At 68.7% G+C, this 16,811-nt stretch carries 17 protein-coding genes; 12 read left to right on the forward strand and 5 right to left on the reverse strand.

What is annotated here, in order from left to right; translation table 11 throughout:
- The first annotated feature begins 97 nt into the window (after positions 1-97).
- The 6 genes from G6N09_RS12240 (at position 98) to G6N09_RS12265 (ending at position 5,687) form a co-directional block, all read left to right on the forward strand.
- On the forward strand, positions 98-1,402 hold the full coding sequence (locus G6N09_RS12240) for an NAD(P)/FAD-dependent oxidoreductase (protein ID WP_083026854.1): 1,305 nt from the start codon (positions 98-100) through the stop codon (positions 1,400-1,402).
- The gene (locus G6N09_RS12245) at positions 1,396-2,094 is read left to right on the forward strand and encodes a DUF1365 domain-containing protein (protein ID WP_083026855.1); all 699 of its coding nucleotides are present in this window, start codon (positions 1,396-1,398) and stop codon (positions 2,092-2,094) included. The genes G6N09_RS12240 and G6N09_RS12245 overlap by 7 nt, the downstream gene beginning before the upstream one ends.
- Positions 2,091-3,365 (forward strand): class I SAM-dependent methyltransferase, encoded by a 1,275-nt coding sequence (locus G6N09_RS12250; RefSeq protein WP_083026856.1) that lies wholly within the window; start codon positions 2,091-2,093, stop codon positions 3,363-3,365. Before G6N09_RS12245 ends, G6N09_RS12250 begins: the two co-directional genes overlap by 4 nt.
- Positions 3,366-3,456: 91 nt before the next feature.
- Positions 3,457-4,017, forward strand: a complete 561-nt coding sequence (gene sigK / locus G6N09_RS12255; protein ID WP_083026857.1) for an ECF RNA polymerase sigma factor SigK — start codon at positions 3,457-3,459, stop codon at positions 4,015-4,017.
- Positions 4,014-4,709, forward strand: coding sequence for an anti-sigma factor (locus G6N09_RS12260; protein WP_083026858.1), 696 nt, complete (start codon positions 4,014-4,016; stop codon positions 4,707-4,709). The genes sigK and G6N09_RS12260 overlap by 4 nt, the downstream gene beginning before the upstream one ends.
- Before the next feature lie 15 nt (positions 4,710-4,724).
- Positions 4,725-5,687, forward strand: coding sequence for an SDR family NAD(P)-dependent oxidoreductase (locus G6N09_RS12265; protein WP_083026859.1), 963 nt, complete (start codon positions 4,725-4,727; stop codon positions 5,685-5,687).
- Positions 5,688-5,710: 23 nt separating this feature from the next.
- On the opposite strand, the gene fadD5 is transcribed toward G6N09_RS12265, so the two are convergent.
- Positions 5,711-7,243, reverse strand: coding sequence for a fatty-acid--CoA ligase FadD5 (fadD5, locus tag G6N09_RS12270; protein WP_083026860.1), 1,533 nt, complete (start codon positions 7,241-7,243; stop codon positions 5,711-5,713).
- Complete coding sequence (locus tag G6N09_RS12275; RefSeq protein WP_083026903.1) at positions 7,240-8,022, reverse strand: enoyl-CoA hydratase; 783 nt, start codon at positions 8,020-8,022, stop codon at positions 7,240-7,242. Before G6N09_RS12275 ends, fadD5 begins: the two co-directional genes overlap by 4 nt.
- Before the next feature lie 117 nt (positions 8,023-8,139).
- Between G6N09_RS12275 and G6N09_RS12280 the strand changes: the two genes are divergently transcribed.
- On the forward strand, positions 8,140-9,360 hold the full coding sequence (locus G6N09_RS12280; RefSeq protein ID WP_109558971.1) for a TetR/AcrR family transcriptional regulator: 1,221 nt from the start codon (positions 8,140-8,142) through the stop codon (positions 9,358-9,360).
- Between the two features lie 12 nt (positions 9,361-9,372).
- On the opposite strand, the gene G6N09_RS12285 is transcribed toward G6N09_RS12280, so the two are convergent.
- Together G6N09_RS12285 and mrf are read right to left on the reverse strand one after the other, a co-directional pair.
- Positions 9,373-9,633: a type B 50S ribosomal protein L31 gene (locus G6N09_RS12285; protein ID WP_083026861.1), complete on the reverse strand. Its 261-nt coding sequence runs from the start codon at positions 9,631-9,633 to the stop codon at positions 9,373-9,375.
- A complete protein-coding gene (mrf, locus tag G6N09_RS12290; protein ID WP_083026862.1) occupies positions 9,630-10,817 on the reverse strand; it encodes a ribosome hibernation factor-recruiting GTPase MRF in 1,188 nt (395 codons plus the stop codon). The genes G6N09_RS12285 and mrf overlap by 4 nt, the downstream gene beginning before the upstream one ends.
- A 103-nt stretch (positions 10,818-10,920) precedes the next feature.
- Here mrf and rpmB point away from each other — a divergent pair, with 103 nt between their 5' ends.
- The 4 genes from rpmB to rpsR are packed head-to-tail and all read left to right on the forward strand — an operon-like array spanning position 10,921 to position 11,893.
- Entirely contained in the window at positions 10,921-11,157 is a 237-nt protein-coding gene (gene rpmB / locus G6N09_RS12295; protein WP_083026863.1) for a 50S ribosomal protein L28, read from the forward strand.
- Positions 11,157-11,321 (forward strand): 50S ribosomal protein L33, encoded by a 165-nt coding sequence (gene rpmG / locus G6N09_RS12300; RefSeq protein WP_083026864.1) that lies wholly within the window; start codon positions 11,157-11,159, stop codon positions 11,319-11,321. The genes rpmB and rpmG overlap by 1 nt, the downstream gene beginning before the upstream one ends.
- 3 nt (positions 11,322-11,324) lie before the next feature.
- Positions 11,325-11,630, forward strand: coding sequence for a 30S ribosomal protein S14 (gene rpsN, locus G6N09_RS12305; RefSeq protein ID WP_083026865.1), 306 nt, complete (start codon positions 11,325-11,327; stop codon positions 11,628-11,630).
- Positions 11,630-11,893: a 30S ribosomal protein S18 gene (gene rpsR, locus G6N09_RS12310; RefSeq protein ID WP_083026866.1), complete on the forward strand. Its 264-nt coding sequence runs from the start codon at positions 11,630-11,632 to the stop codon at positions 11,891-11,893. The genes rpsN and rpsR overlap by 1 nt, the downstream gene beginning before the upstream one ends.
- 40 nt (positions 11,894-11,933) lie before the next feature.
- Here the strand turns inward: rpsR and G6N09_RS12315 are convergent, their stop codons facing one another.
- Positions 11,934-12,311, reverse strand: a complete 378-nt coding sequence (locus G6N09_RS12315) for an ArsR/SmtB family transcription factor (RefSeq protein ID WP_083026905.1) — start codon at positions 12,309-12,311, stop codon at positions 11,934-11,936.
- 170 nt (positions 12,312-12,481) lie between these two features.
- Here G6N09_RS12315 and G6N09_RS12320 point away from each other — a divergent pair, with 170 nt between their 5' ends.
- Positions 12,482-16,804, forward strand: coding sequence for an HAD-IC family P-type ATPase (locus tag G6N09_RS12320; RefSeq protein ID WP_083026867.1), 4,323 nt, complete (start codon positions 12,482-12,484; stop codon positions 16,802-16,804).
- Positions 16,805-16,811 lie beyond the last annotated feature (7 nt).

A 16,811-nucleotide genomic window follows, 5' to 3' on the forward strand; every position in this document is an offset into this window, starting at 1 on the left:
GCTCTCGACGCTACCGGGAGAGCAAGGCGGCGCAACCTGTTTCGATCGGCTTGTCGCCGAGTCCCGACCACGGCGCTCGCGGCTCCGAATAACCTCCATGCACAGTGCACCGCAGCGAGCGCGGTCGATAGCCGTGGTCGGGAGCGGCATAGCCGGCCTGACGGCGGCCTACATCCTTTCCCGCCACAACCGGGTCACGCTCTATGAGGCCGACTCTCGATTGGGCGGTCATGCCCACACCCACCTGGTCGAGGCCGATGACGGCCATTCGCTCGCCGTCGACTCGGCCTTCTTGGTGTACAACGATCGGACGTACCCGACGCTGTGCCGGCTGTTCGGAGAACTCGGTGTGCACGGCACCGAGACCGAGATGTCCCTCTCGGTGCGCAACGACGCCACCGGCTTGGAATACGCCGGGGCACGTGGAATAGGAGGCCTGTTCGCTTCGCCGCGGACGCTGCATCCTCGCAACCTGCTGATGCTGGCCGAGATCCGACGCTTCCACGGCGCGGCCAGCGCCGTGCTGCAGAAATCGGACCCCGAAGACCTCGAGACGCTCGAAGCCTTCTTGCTGCGCCACGACTTCTCCGCCTACTTCAGAACCAACTTCATCGCGCCGTTGGTGGCGGCAGTGTGGTCCTGCCAAGCCAAGGACGCGCTGAGCTACCCCGCCCGCTACCTGTTCACGTTTCTTGAGCACCACGGCATGCTCACGGTGTTCGGATCCCCGAAATGGCGCACCGTGACCGGCGGCTCGATCACCTACGTGCAACGCATCGCCGCGAACCTGGACGAGGTGCTGACCAATGCCGCCGTGCACTCGGTGCGCCGCGTATCCGATGGCGTCCTGGTCGACGCGCGCGGATCGCAGCAGCGGCGTTTCGATGCAGCCGTGGTCGCTGTCCACCCCGATCAGGCCCTGCGCCTGCTCGATCGACCCACGGCCCACGAACGTGCCGTGCTCGGGGACATGCCCTATTCGACCAACCACGCCCAACTGCACACCGACGAATCGATACTGCCCCGCCACCGGCGGGCCCGGGCGTCGTGGAACTACCGAGTCGCCCCGGACCGCCCGGGAGTGCTGGTCACCTACGACGTGAGCCGGCTGATGCGAATCGACTCCCGCCGACGCTTCCTGGTCACCCTGGGCGGGTCAGACCTGATCGACCCGCGCGCGGTGCTGTCCGAGATGACCTACCACCACCCGCTTTTCACTCAGGACTCCGTCGCAGCCCAGCGGCGGCTTCCCGAACTCGGAGATGACCGCATCGCATTTGCCGGCGCCCACCATGGCTGGGGCTTCCACGAAGACGGCGCGGTCTCCGGAGTGCGGGCGGCGTGGCGCCTGGGCGCGGACTGGACGCCAGCCACCGCCCGCGGTCAGGCGCGCGCATGCTGACCCCCGCGATCTACCGCACCACTGTCACGCACCGCAGAAGGACTCCGGTGGTCCACCAATTCGCTTACCCCAGTTACAGCTGGTACGTCGACATCGATGAGCCGCCCCGGCTGCCCTGGTGGTTGAGACCGTTCGCCGTGTTCGACGCGAGTGATCACCTGGTGGGCAGCAGCGGTGACACCCTGCGCCAGCGCGTGGAGCGATTTCTTGCCCAACGCGGCGTTGCTGCACCCGCAGGCCGCATCTACGCCTTGCTGCAGGCGCGCGTTGCGGGCTACGTCTTCAACCCGATCAGTCTGTTCTGGTGCCACGACCGTGACGAGCAGCTGCAGCACGTGATCGCCGAAGTGCACAACACCTACGGAGAACGCCACGCCTACCTGCTGCCGCCGGCCGAGACGCCGGTCGCGGTGGCCAAACAGTTCTATGTCTCGCCGTTCAATCCCGTTGACGGCCACTATCTGGTCCGGGCGCCGCGCCCCGGTGCGGACGTCGACGTCAGCATCGCGTTGTTCCGTGCCGAAGAGCAGGTGTTCGACGCGACGATGCGCGGCATCGGATACCCGGCCACCGACCGCCGCGTCGCCCGCATGCAACTCATCGCTCCGTTGGCACCGCTGGTGGTCGCGGCGCGTATTCGCTTGCAGGGCATCACGTTGTGGTTGCGACGCGTTCCGGTGGTGAAGAGATGAGTACCGCATCAGACCTGCGTCCGGCGGTACTGGTCGATCCGAACCGGTGGCCGCAGCTTGCGCACGTCCCCTCGGGTCCGCTGGCGGGCGCATCCGCTGCCGTGGTGCACGCGTTGTTGCGGCGCACCGCGGGGCGTCTGCCGGTCCGACTGGTCTATCCCGGGGGCGAAAGCTACGGCGCGCGCGACCCCCACGCCCCGGAGCTGGTGATCCGCGATCCGGATCGCATGGCCCGACGCATCGGACGGTCCGGATTGATCGGCTTCGGCGAGGCGTACATGGCCGGGGAGTGGGATTCACCGGACGTGGTGGCGCTGCTCAGCGTCTTGGCCGGCTCGATGGGCGAGCTGGTCCCCGCGGTCCTGCAGCGGTTGCGTCCTTTAGTGCTGGCGCGGCAACCACGGTCACGCAATACCGTCACGCGTGCGCGCCGCAACGTATCGGCACATTACGACCTGTCCAACGAGCTGTTCGCGCTCTTCCTCGATGAGACCATGACGTACTCCAGCGCGCTGTTCGACCAGCTTCCCGGATCCTGGGAAAACCTCGCGCAGGCGCAGCACCGCAAGATCGATCGCCTGCTGGACATGGCCGCCGTCGGTCCCCGAACTCGGGTCCTCGAAATCGGCACGGGCTGGGGCGAGCTCTGCCTGCGCGCAGCGGCCCGTGGCGCATCCGTGCGTTCCCTCACGCTGTCGCGGGAGCAGGAGTTGCTCGCCCGGCAGCGGGTGGCCGCCGCGGGCCTCGCCGATCGGGTCGAGATCGAGCTGCGCGACTACCGCGAAGTCACCGGCAGCTACGACGCCGTGGTCTCGGTGGAGATGATCGAGGCGGTCGGCTATCGCGACTGGCCAGGGTACTTCCGGACACTGGAACGCCTGACCGCGCCAGGCGGCCGGGTGGCGATTCAGGCGATCACGATGCCGCATGACCGGATGATGGCCAGTCGAAACACGCTGACCTGGATCCAGAAATACATCTTCCCCGGCGGCATGCTGCCCTCCACCCAGGCGATCATGGACATCACGGGATATCACACCGGCCTGCGTACGGTCGACATGCGGTCGCTGGGCCCGCACTATGCCGACACGCTGCAGCTGTGGCGGGAACGCTTCCAGCGCAACAGTGCCGCGGTCGCGGCCTTGGGCTTCGACGAAGTGTTCTCCCGGATGTGGAATCTCTACCTGGCCTATTCCGAAGCGGGCTTCCGCTCGGGATACCTGGATGTCTACCAATGGACGTTCGCCGCATCGGACCAACGGCAGCAGTGAGGCGATGTCGATGCCTGCAGTCTCCGAACCCCTCGATGAATGGTTCCCAACCGCCCCACCTGGGACAGCGGGGCGGCTAGGCTGTCGTCCGATGAACCAGATCGCGGATGCCTCCGAGCTGGATGCGGTACTCCACCGGGTGGCGGGGGGAAGTCTCGCCGACTTCGCGACGCTCTATGACCGCACTTCCTCGCGCGTGTACGGCTTGGTGCTGCGGGTATTGCGTGACACCGGCTACAGCGAAGAGACCACACAAGAGGTCTACCTGGAGGTGTGGCGCAACGCCGGCAAATATGACCCGGCCAAGGGGTCCGCGCTTGCGTGGCTGCTGGCCATGGCGCACCGCCGCGCCGTGGACCGCGTTCGCGCCGAACACGCTGCCGGACTGCGGGAATCACGCTACGGCGCCGCCAGCGCCGAACCGGCCGCCGACGTTGTGGTCGATGCGGTCATCGTCGGCGACGAACAGCAGCGCGTCGTCGAGTGCCTAGGTGGTCTGCCCGAGAAGCATCGAGAGTGCGTCGAGCTGACCTACTACACCGGCTTGACCTATCGCGAGGTTTCGGAACGGCTTTCGGTTGCCACCTCCACGATCAAAACGCGGATGCAAGACGCATTGCGCCGCCTGCGTGAATGTTTGGGCATGTCATGACCGAGCCGCACAGCTTCGAGCTGCTCGCACTGGCGACGCCGTATGCGCTCGACGCCGTCTCCGACACCGAGCGGCGCGAGATCGAGCGAGGGGTCGCCGACGCCCCGACGGCTATCGCGCAGGCCTTCGGTGCCGAGGTGTCGGCGGTGCAGGAGACGATGGCGGCCATCGCGGAGACCACCGCGGCGCAACCCTCGTCGGCGCTGCGTGAGTCGATTCTGAGCCGAGCCGCGAAACTGTCCGCCACCCGTTCTCGATGGCGAACCGCGGCCATCGCCGCGGCGGCCGCGATCGTGGTGGGACTGGCGTCGTTCGGGGTCGGAAGCCAACTCAGACCCACTGTCACACAGTCGGTCTCGGACCGCGTGCTCGCGGCGCCCGACGTAGAGAGCGTGTCGACACCGCTGGCCACCGGTACTGCAACGGTGCTGTTCTCCAGGGAACGCAGTGCCGGCGTCCTGGTGATGAACAATGTGCCGCCGCCCGAACCGGGCACGGTCTACCAGATGTGGCTGCTGAGCCCCCGCGGAGCGACGCTGGCCGGCACCATGGACGCCGCCGCCGTGTCACCGTCGACCACCGCGGAGATTCCTGCCCTCGGGGACTCGACGGCGCTCGGTTTCACCGTCGAGCCGGATCCGGGGTCGCGTCAGCCCACCGGACAGATGATCGTCGAGATACCACTGCGCTGAGACGAGGTCGGGGCGATGAATCTGGGGTCGATAGTCGATTCAGTGCTAGACCGTGCCGTTGTTCCCGGCTACAGCCGCCTCGGGTACCGGATTCGGGAGCACGCGTGGTCCGGTGATCCGGCGCCGCAGGCACTGCGCGGCAAGACCGCGATGGTGACCGGCGCCAACAGCGGCATCGGCAAGGCGATCGCCGATGGACTGGCGGCACTGGGTGCCACGGTCGTGATGGTCAGCCGAAACCTCGAGCGCATCGAAGGCGCCCGAGCCGAGCTGGCCGCCGAGCACCCGGATGCCGACCTGCGCGCAGCGGTCTGCGATGTGGCCGACCTTTCCGACGTGCGACGATTCGTCACCGAGCTCGGCGCTCGGCTGCCCAGCCTCGACGTGGTGATCCACAACGCCGGCCTGCTGCCGGAGGCACGGGCCGAGACCGCCGACGGACACGAGATCACCCTGGCCACGCATGTGCTGGGTCCGGTGCTGATGACCGAACTGCTGATCCCCACCCTGGCCGCATCCCCCGACCCGCGGGTCATCCTGATGTCCTCGGGCGGCATGTACACCCAGGCGTTGCCCGTCGACGACCCCGAGTACCGGGTTGGTCCGTACCGCGGTGCAACCGCCTACGCCCGCACCAAACGGATACAGGTGGCGCTGACCCCGCTGCTGGCCGAGCGCTGGAAGCCAGACGGGATTTCGGTGTACTGCATGCACCCGGGTTGGTCAGACACGCCAGGTGTGGTGACGTCGCTGCCGACTTTCCGGAAACTCACCAAACCGCTGTTGCGCACCGCTGAGCAAGGGGCGGACACCGCCATCTGGCTGGCCGCAACCCAGCCCGCGCCGCCCACCGGCCAGTTCTGGCACGACCGGCGTCAGCGCCCCGAGCACTATCTGCCGTTCACCCGAGAAAGCAATGCTGACCGGGCACGTGTCTGGGCCTACTGCGCGCAGGCCATCGGACTGCCCGACAGCTGAGGGGCCCGGGGCGCCGCCGACTGTCAGCCGTATTGCTTCCGCAGCTGCGGCTTGACCACCTTGCCGCTGGCATTGCGCGGCAAGTCGTCCACCACCACCAGCTCCTTCGGGTGCTTATAGCGGGCCAGGCGCTCATTGAGGAAGGGCTCGAGGGCTTCCAGCGTGAGCGTCGCCGCATCGGTGGAGACTGCGGCGATGATCGCCACCGGCACCTCGCCCCACTTGTCATGGGCGCGCCCGATCACGGCCGCCTCCCGAATCAACGGATGCTCGAAAAGCGCGTTCTCCACTTCGGCGCAGTAGATGTTCTCCCCACCGGAGATGATCATGTCTTTCTTGCGGTCGACGACGTAGACGAATCCCTCGTCGTCGACGCGAACCAGATCGCCGGAGTGGAACCAGCCCCCGGCGAACGCCTCGGCAGTGGCTTCCGGCTTGTTCCAGTAGCCCTGCATCATGGTCGGTCCGCGGTAGACGATCTCACCGATCTCGCCGGGCGCCACATCGTTCATCTGCTCGTCGACGACCCGGGCGGCGATCGTCGGGATCACCTTGCCCACCGAACCCAGCTTGCGGATCGCGTCCGCGCCGTTGAGCACGCAGGTGATCGGCGACATCTCGGTCTGGCCGAACACGGCAACGTTGAGTGCGTTCGGGAAGGTCTCGGCCATGGCGCGCAGCACGGTGTCCGACGCGGGTGCCGCGCCCCAGCTGATGACCTCGAGCGCCAGGTCGCGCTGCGACACAGTCGGATCCGCGCAGATGACCTGCCACTGTGCAGGAACCAGGAACACCGAGGTGGCCCGCTCACGCTCCCAGGCGTCCAGGGTGTCGGTGGCGTTGAATGCCCCGAGCGGGTGGATCACCGTCTTGGTGCCGACCATGAGATTGGGCGCGATGCTGCCCAGGCCGGCGATGTGGAACATCGGCGCCGCGCAGAAGTACACACTGTCCGGGCTGATCTGCAGTGCCTGGATACACGTCAGCGACTGAGCCAGCAGATTCGAGTGAGACAGGATGGCGCCCTTGGGGCTTCCCGTGGTTCCCGACGTGTACATGATCAGTGCCGGGGTGTCTTCGGGAACGTCGGCGTCGGGATGCGGGTCGCCGGTCTCGGTGATCAGTGACTCGTAGTCGTCACCGAGCACCACGGCGACATCCAGTCCGGTGGTGTTCTTGCGGACGGCCTGGATGAGCGGCGCGAGCAGCTCGTCGGTGATCACGCCTTTGGCGCCGCTGTCGGAGACGATGTAGCTGATCTCGGGGTCGGTCAGACGGAAGTTGACCGGAACCGCGATGGCACCCAAGGCGTTGATCGCCAAGGTCGCCTCGACGTACTCGGTGTGGTTGAGCATCACGATCAGAACGCGGTCACCGAAGGAGATACCGCGCCGGAACAGCGCCCCGGCCAGCCGTTGCGAGCGATCGTGCAGTTGCTGCCAGGTGGTGTCGTTGCCGCGACAGCGGAAGGCGACGTCGTCGGGACGCATCTCGGCGTGGTTCGCCACCTGGTTCATCCAGTGATTGCGGCGAGACCGCAGCGGCTGCGCGGTCATTCGCCGAACACCGCCTGACGCTTCTGCAGCATCGCCGCGGCGCCCTCGAAGAAGTCGGCGGAACCCAGCAACTCGACCTGACCGGCCTTCTCCCGAGCCAGGGCGGCATCGAGCGACGCGAGGTTGGTGGCGTTGAGCGCGCGCTTGGTCAGTTCGATGGCGCGGCGCGGCCCGTGGGCCAACTTCTGGGCAGCCGCGTCGACCCGGGCGTCCAGTTCCGCCTCGCTCAGGACGGCGTTGATCAGGCCGGCGTCTCGGGCGGCGGTCGCCGGCAGGCGCTCGCCCAGCAGCGCCATCTCATTGGCCACGGCCCGGCCGGCGGCAGCGGCGACCAGGGCCGTGGTGCCACCGTCGGGCATCAAGCCGATGTTGGTGAACGACAGCAGGAAGTAGGCGCTCTCGGCGGCGTAGATCAGGTCTGCGGCCAGGGCCAGACCCACCCCGACACCGGCGGCCGGACCGTTGATCCGCGCGATCACCGGAACCGGGCTCTCGGCCACCGAGGTGACCAGCCGGGAGGCGCAGTTCATCACTTCCTCGGGGCTGACGCCGCCGGCGGTGGCCGACAGGTCGGCGCCGGTGCAGAAAGCCTTCCCCTCGCCGGTGATGACGATGGCCCGTACGCCGGGGTCATCGGCCGCGCCGGCGAAGACGTCACCGAGGCCGGCCATGGTGGCGTAGTCGATCGCGTTGAGCCGGGCGGGGTTGGTGATCGTCACCCGCAGCACCCGGCCGTCGCGCGTCGCGGTGAGTTTGGCGGAGCTGGCGTTCTCGGACACGGTCAGACCCACCCTTCGATGAACCGGGATTGCAGCACGTCACTTCCTCCGTGGATGAAAATGTAAATTGTGGTTAACGTATGGGCGTCGGGTCCAACAGTCAACACGGGGGTGAAAATGGCTGCGTCGATGCCCGGCGGATCGGCGACCGCGGTGCAGCGCCGTCCCAAGGACCGCAAGGCTCAGATAGTCCGCGCCGCCGCCCGAGCCTTCAGTGAGCGGGGCTATCACGCCGTCGGAGTCGACGAGATCGCCGCCGACGTCGGCATCTCCGGCCCCGCGCTGTATCGGCACTTCGCCAACAAATACGCATTACTGGTCGCCACCGCTCAGTACACGGCGGGGGCGCTGGTGGCCGCCGCGAGCTCCGCCGACGATCCGAGCCGGCCGGCGCCCGAGCGGTTGCGCGCAGTCACCGCTGCGCTGATCGAGACCACGATCGCGACCCGGCGCGAGGGCGCGTTCTATCGGTGGGAGCGGCGTTACCTTCAACCGCCGGACCGCAAGGACATCCGGGCCAGCTACGACGCGCTCAACGCCGCCCTCGCCGAACCGCTGGCGGCGATGCGCCCGGGTCTTTCCGAGGCCGATACCGCGATCCTGGCCGCTGCGGCGCTCAGCGTCATCGGCAGCATCTCCGCGCACCGCACCCGGTTGCCTTCCGCAGCACTTCAGGAGCTCCTCGGCGAACTGTGCTGGTCGGTACTGAACGCCGAGTTGCCGCCGGCACCGTCGGGCCCTGCCGCGCCGCGCCGTGAGCGCGGCCTACCGAGCACATCGAAACGTGAGCGGCTCCTGGCCGAGGCCATCCGCATGTTCGGCCAGCGGGGCTTCTACGAAGTCAGCATCGAGGAGATCGGCACCGCCGCCGGTGTGAATGGCTCCAGCGCCTACCGCTACTTCCCGAGCAAGGCCGCGCTGCTGGCCGCCGCCTTCCACCGGGCCAGCGATCGTGTGCTGATGGCCATCACCGATTCCCTCGCGGAATCGAGCACCCCGCGTCAGGCGGCGTTGGCTATCGCGCGGCGCTACTGCGCGCTGGCGTTCGCCGCGCCCGACCTGATCAACATCTACTACGCCGAGTTCGCCAACCTGCCCGAACCCGACCGGGTTGAACTGCGCGGTCTGCAGCGCCAGAACGTCGAGGAGTGGGCACACCTGGTGAGCCAGGTTGGGCCGGGCGAGACCGAAGCGGTCTTTCGCGTCCACGCTGCCCTCGCGCTCGTGGTCGATATTGGACGCCTGGTTAACTTCGACAATCGAGACGAACAACGGTCCCGGATCCATGCCTTGATGGCGGCCGTACTCTTCGGCACGGCGCTGCCGGCTTCTGCGTGAATCCGGCCGCGCTCAGATCTGGCGGTGGCCATAACGGCGGCGGAACTTCTCGACCTGCCCGGCGGCGTCGACGATCCGGCTCGTGCCCGTCCAGAACGGATGCGACGCCGAACTGATCTCCACGATGATCAGCGGGTAGCTACGCGGGCCCGCCGGCGTCGGCCAATCGACGGTGCGATCGCTGGTCACGGTGGAGCGGGTCAGGAACGTCTGCCCGGTGGTGGCGTCCTGAAAGACGACGGGGTGGTAGTCGGGGTGGACGGCGGGCTTCATCGTTGGTCTCCGTCTCTGCTTCGGAACAGGGATATGTCGGCGGTGGCGGGGGAGTCGTCGCAGGGCTCCTGGTGGTGTTCGCCGAACGGATCCGGGTAGGCCGCCCACTGATTCGGCCGGCGCCATTCACCGTCGGTGAGCAGTGCCCCCGACAGGGCCTCGCGGATCTGCTCGGGACGGGCGCCACAGACCAGGATCACCAGCGAGGTATGCCGATCGCCGTGGCGGTGGTCCCAGATCAGATCGGCGAACGCATGCCGTTCGGGGGACACGCGGGCGGCCTCCTCGGCCGTCATCGCGGCCAGCCACTTTCCCACCGCAGCGGTGTGCAATCCGCCGCCCGCCGACTCCAGCCAGATCGCCCGCTCGCCGCGGTTGGCCAACCACAGCCGCCCGCGCGCCCGGATCACCCCGTCGAGCAGGGCGTCGAGGGCCGCGTGCAGACGTTGCGGGTGAAACGGCCTGCGGGCGTGGAACTCGATCAGTTCGACCGGGCCCTCGGCCCGCAGGGGCGGTTGACCGGCCAGCAGTGGGGCGTGCGGATCGTCATCGTGCCCGCGTCGGGCATTGTCGTCGAGGTGCGTCAAGGCCTGTTCCAGGCGATCGGTGCCCGCGGTGATGCGCGCCAACGGAGCCAATCGGCGGAGCACCGCCAGCGCGGTGGGGTCCGGGTCGTAGATCACCAGAGCATCGGCGGACTCGGCTTGGCCCACCACCACCTGCGCGACGGTGCGGCCGTCATCGAGTTCCTCGTCGCCGAGTGCCTGCGGCAGCCACGTCGTGGCATCGAGGCAGCTGATCACCGCGGCCACTGCCACGTCGCGGCCGGCCGGGCCGTCGATGTATCCCGGTCCGACGCGGACCCGCACATTGCGGATCGCCCAACAGATGGGCTGCGGCTCGAACCATTTCGGTAGTGCGACGACGATGCGCGCCACGCCGGCATGCCGGTGCAACCGGCGCAACAGCACCAGCAGGTCATTGCGCAGCGTGCAGGCCACACAGCCGTGCGCCAACTCCAGGGCCGACGTCGTAGCGGCGGTTGTCGGGCTGGTGGTTTCACGAACCAACACGTGGCCATCCAGTCGGTAGGAGACGGTCACCGTTCCCGTCTGGAACTGCAGGGCCCTGGCCGCTGCATCGGTGCCGTATTGGCCGGCCACCAGGATCACCGGAGTCCGCATCACGCTCCTAATGAAAATCATTGTCAATAAGGCTGTCCCTACGGTAGCGTCCAGCCCGTCGCTTGTCGACAATCATTTTCAATAAGCTTGAAGGAGGGTTCTGTTGTCTGCACGCTGCCAAGTCACCGGCCGGGTGCCCGGATTCGGAAATGCGGTGTCGCACTCGCATCGCCGCACGCGTCGCCGTTGGTCTCCCAATATCCAGGTCCGGTCCTACTACCTGCCCTCGCAGGGCCGTCGCGTCACATTGCGGATCAGCGCCAAAGGCATCAAGGTCATCGACCGCGACGGCATCGAGGCCGTGGTGGCCCGACTGCGGCGCGAAGGTCGGCGAATCTGATGTCGCGCACGGACATTCGCCCCATCGTCAAACTGCGCTCCACTGCGGGAACCGGCTACACCTACGTCACCCGCAAGAGTCGGCGCAACGACCCCGACCGCCTGGTGTTGCGCAAGTACGACCCCGTCGTCCGTCGCCATGTCGACTTCCGGGAGGAGCGCTGAGTCATGGCCAAGAAGTCCAAGATCGTGAAGAACGAGCAGCGCCGCGCGCTGGTAGCGCGCTACGCCGAGCGGCGCACCGAGCTCAAGGAGGTCATCCGATCGACGTCGAGCAGTCCAGAGTTGCGCTCTGCGGCCCAGCGTGAGCTGGCCCGTCAGCCGCGCGACGCCAGCCCGGTGAGGCTGCGCAACCGTGACGTGGCCGACGGGCGTCCCCGCGGCTACCTGCGCAAATTCGGCCTGTCGCGGGTGCGTATGCGTCAGCTTGCTCACGAAGGCCACCTGCCCGGCATCCGGAAGGCGAGTTGGTGATGGCGGTCAGATCTCCAGGAAAGCGGCGCATTCCGCAGCGGCCCGGCAGGTCGGCCAAGCCGAACCTGCTCACGAAAATGGGCCTGACCGTCGTCGACTACAAGGACACCGCCACGTTGCGCACGTTCATCTCCCCGCGCGGCAAGATCCGCTCGCGAGATGTCACCGGACTCACCGTCCGTCAGCAACGCCAGGTGGCCGGCGCGATCAAGAACGCCCGGGAAATGGCCTTGTTGCCGTATCCGGGTGCTGTGCCTGAGTAAAGGTCTTCGCTGCCGGGTGATCGCGTGGCGCGGAGTGCTGTCACGACCCCCGCGGCGGGTCTGGTGCGAGGCCGCCGTCCGGGGCGATGTGAGCGAAGATCTGCTGCAGCAGGGTCAGGATGTGGGGGTCGTCGACCGTGTAGATGTGGTGGCGCCCGTCACGCCGGGCGTTGATCAACCCGGCCAGCCGCAGCTTGGTCAGGTGCTGGCTCATGGTCGCGACGTTGATCCCGGCCCGCCCGGCCAGGGTGGTGACGTCGTAGGCGTCCTGGGCGGCCAGCCACATCACATGCAAGCGTGCCGGGCTGCTGAGCAGCGCGAACGTGCTTGCGGCGGAGGCCAGCTGGGGCTGGGTCGGCTCATCGGGTCGGCCGGCTGAACTGAATTCTTCGGGCGGCCGTTCTTCATCTTTTGCCATGGCGGCATTCATTTTGTCTCACCTCCCACGGCGGGATTCGTCGAACGACACATTCGCATAGTTGCGCAAACACCAAAGTGTCGCCAGAATTGGGCCGTCCCTGCGGCGCCACGCCGCCCGGGCGGCACGACCCGCCCCGCCAGATCACCTGATTGGTTGCTGCCGAATTGATGCCGACTTCGCTGCTGCGCCCCGCCACGTTGGGAATCCGTGCCGCCTCTGCCCTGGCAGGTGCCGCCGCGCGCGGCGCGTCGGCCACCACCGAGGCAGTGGGGGCCATAACCGCAGCCGGGCTACAGGTCGCCGCGCTGCCCCTGCGTGAAGCCAGCCGGGTGCTGTCGGGCGAATCCACCTCGGCGACGCTGACCCGCAGGTGCTGGCGAGGCGAGGACCGCGCCTGGATCGAGGTCCGCGGTGTGAGCGAGACGCCCGCGCTCGCACAGCAGGTGCTCGACGCGCTACTGGCCCACCCCGGCGTGGCCGCGGTGCGGCTGAATCTTCCCCTGTCGCGGGTCGTGGTGGAGCTCGCCGTCGATGACGAGCCGATCTCACTCAACGACCTGTGTCGCGTGATCGCTCGGATCGAACGCGATCACCGGAGCTGCCCTGGCTCGCCAGGGCCGAACCGTGCTGAACCCGCCACCGTCCTGCCCGGCGACGGGCTGCTCTTGATGGCCCGGGGCGTCATGGTGGGCGTCAACGCCGCAGGGCTGGCTATCGCGGTCGCCGGTCGCGCGTTGCGACTGCCGCAGGCACCGATCACGGTCGACGCAGTTGCGGCGCTGGCGAACTACCAACCCTGGCTGCGCAGCCAACTCGCCGAGCGGATCGGCCGGGGCCCCGCTGACACGGTGCTGTCGCTGATCTCGACCGGAGCAAGGATCGCCACCTTGTCGCCCGCGACGCTGGCGGTAGACCTGGCGTTGCAGGGTGTCAAAGCCGCCGAAGCGCAGGCCGCGGCGCAGGCCTGGACTCGCTACGAGCCCCACCTGGCCCGGCACGCCGACCACGCGCAGGTACACGTCTCGACGCGGCCGGTTCCGTTGCCGGAGGGTGCGGTCGACAGGCACGGCAGGCGCGCAGGGCACGTGCAGTTGTTCGGGGCAGGCTTGGTGGGAGTGCTCACCCGCAACGTCACCACCGCGGCCACCGCAGCCGTGGTCGCCGGTCCCAAGGCGATGCGCACCACGACGGAATCGTTCGCGGCCACCCTGAGCCGGGCTTTGGTCGAGCAGCATGCGGCGTTGCCGTTGCGCTCCGAAGGGCTGCGCCGACTCGATCGGGTCGACGCCGTCCTCTTCGATCCGCGGTTGCTCTGCACCGCAAACGCACGCCACCCGCTGGCCTCGGCGGTGTTGGCCGAGGCGCGGGCGTCCGGCGCGGAGTTGGTCACCCTCGACGTCGAAGCCCTGGGTGAACTGCGGCCGGCGTTCGACGAACTGGCGCCGGTCGACCTCGGCGCCGACGACGACCAACTCGACCGGGCGCTGGCCGCCGCGCTGACGGCGCGTCAGGCCGACGGCCGCACCGTGGCGGTGGTGACCTCGACGGGCGCGCAGGCACTGGCCAGCGCCGATGTGGCCCTGGGGATCCTTCCTGACGATGAGGCCAGCGCCCCGCCGTGGGAGGCCGATCTATTGCTGGCTGACCTGGCCGGGGCGTGGCGGGTGCTGCACGCGATACCGGCCGCGCGCGCGGCTGCGCAACGCGGTATCGCCTTGTCCACCGGCGCGTCGACCCTCGGTGCGTTGCTGATGGTTCCCGGCGTGCGGGGTGGGCTTGGCCCCGGTCCGGTCACTGCCGGGGCGGCCACCGGGTTGCTCTCGGGATACCTGCTGGCTCGTGGGGTGGCTCGCACGCCGGCCCCGCGACCCGCACCGTCCTACGAGTGGCATGCGATGTCGCTCGACGAGATCCGTGCGATCCTGCCCGACCCCGAACTCGCCTGCGCTACCGCCGAACTCGGCGTCGCACCGCCGCACATGGCCTGGCAGTTCATCAAGGCGGTGCGCGCCGAGCTGTCGGATCCGCTGATGCCGGTGCTGGCACTGAGCTCGGCAGCCACCGCGATGCTGGGCTCGCCGGTGGACGCACTCATGGTCAGCACGGTGCTGATCGGCAACTGCATGCTGGCCGCGGCTCAACAACTGCAGGCCGAAAATCGGCTCAACCGGCTGCTGGCGCAACAGACCCCACCGGCGCGCATCGTCGATCCGGGCACCCACACCTACGCCGAGATCGTCGCGGATCGGCTGATCCCCGGCACCGTGATCGAGGTCCGCAGCAACGAGGTGGTGCCCGCCGACGCGCGGCTGATCGAGGCCACCGACCTCGAGGTCGACGAATCCTCACTGACCGGCGAGTCCCTGTCGGTGGATAAGCACACCGCGGCAACACCCGGGGCCGAACTCGCCGACCGGCGCTGCATGCTCTACGCCGGAACGACCGTCGTCGCCGGCACCGCGCGGGCCGTCGTCACCGCCGTCGGCGCCGACACCCAGGCCCGCCGGGCCGCCGAGCTGGCCGCCGGAGATCTGCCGGTGGTCGGCCTGCAACACCAACTCAGTCAACTGATGAGTCGGGCATTCCCGGCCAGCGCCGGTGGCGGGCTCATGGTGGGTCTGTTGGGCATGCTGCGCGGCGGCGGACTGCGCCTGGCCCTGGGCAACGCGATCGCCGTTGCCGTGGCAGCGGTGCCCGAGGGTATGCCGCTGATGGCGACCCTGGCCCAACATGCCTCGGCCCAACGCCTGACCGATTCCGGTGCGCTGGTGCGTATTCCCCGCTCGGTGGAGGCGCTGGGCCGGGTCGAGGTGGTCTGCTTCGACAAGACCGGAACGCTGAGCGAGAACCGGCTGCGGGTCACCCGCGTCCATCCGGTCTCCGGCTACGCCGACGACGATGTGCTGCGGTGCGCAGCCAACGCGGCGCCGGCGCCCGAAGGCGATCCCCACGCCCATGCCACCGACCAGGCTGTCACCGAGGCGGCGGTCGGGATAGCGCCGGGCGGGGCGCCCCTGTGGACCACCCCGGACGCCCACCTGCCGTTCCGATCCGGCCGGGCGTTCTCGGCGTCGGTGGTGGGCGCCGAACTGATGATCAAGGGGGCGCCGGAAGTCGTGCTGGCCGCCTGCACCGGTCTGGGCCCCGACAGCGACGCTCCGGTCGCCGAACTCGCAGCCGGCGGGCTGCGGGTGATCGCGGTGGCACAGCGCCGACTTAGCGCCGCCCAGGTGAAGTCGCTGGCCGGCGACCCCGACGCCCTGACCGGGCTGTGCCAGGACGGGCTGACTCTCACCGGATTCCTCGGCATCTCCGACACTCCGCGCGCCGAGGCGCCCCAATTACTTGCCGACCTGGCGGAGCGCGGGATCGGGATCCGGTTGATCACCGGCGATCACCCCGTCACCGCCACCGCGATCGCCGCGGAACTGGGCGTGCCGGTCACCGCCGATCAGGTCATCACCGGAGCCCAGTGGAATGCGCTGTCGCGCAAGGAGCAGGAACGGGCGGCCGCGCAGCGGGTGATCTTCGCCCGGATGTCCCCGGAGAACAAGGTGCAGGTGGTGCAGACCCTCGAACGCAGCGGACGGGTCTGCGCGATGGTCGGCGACGGCGCCAACGATGCCGCCGCGATCCGGGCTGCCAGCGTGGGCCTCGGCGTGGTCGCGCGGGGCAGCGACTCGGCGCACCTCACCGCGGACATCGTCTTGACCGACGGGCGCATCGGTGCATTGGTGGATGCCATCGACGAGGGCCAGCGACTGTGGCGCGGAGTGCAATTGGCGGTGACCGGTCTGCTCGGTGGCAACGTCGGCGAGGTGATCTTCGGCGTCGTCGGTACCGCACTGTCGGGTACCTCGCCGCTCAACAACCGCCAACTGCTGCTGATGAACATGCTGACCGACGCGCTGCCCGCCACCGCGGTCGCCGTCAGCACACCCGCCGGCGCCTCGCATCGGGTGGTGCACGGCATCGACGAGCGCCGGTTGATGCGCGCCGTGGCCGTCCGCGGGGCGATCACCGGTGCCGCGGCCAGTGCCGCATGGGGGATGGCGGCACTGACTGGACGGCGTCAGCGCGCCGCCACGGTCGCGTTGATCACGCTGGTCACCACCGAGCTCGCCCAGACCCTGGTCGACTCGCACGCACCCTTGGTGCTGCTCACCGCCGCCGGTTCGTTCGCGGCGTTCGCGGCGATGATCAGCCTGCCCGGCATCAGTCAGCTCCTGGGTTGCGTGCCGGTGGGACCGTTGGGCTGGTCGCAGGCCCTGGGGGCCACCGGGGCCGCGGTCCTGGCGATTGCCGCGGCGCCGCACGTGCTGCCCGCCGGCCGGCGCGAGGCACCACAGACCGGCACCGACACGGGGTCCGGGCCGATCGCCAGCGTGCAGGCACTGAGCGGGACTGCCGGCGGCCGGCAGCGCCGAACTACGGCCGGCGCAGGCTTCAACCGTCATTCGGCACAGCTGGAGGGGTCTTCGGCCGGCTGACGGCCCC

It is taken from the genome of Mycolicibacter minnesotensis (genome assembly GCF_010731755.1).
Lineage (GTDB): Bacteria > Actinomycetota > Actinomycetes > Mycobacteriales > Mycobacteriaceae > Mycobacterium > Mycobacterium minnesotense.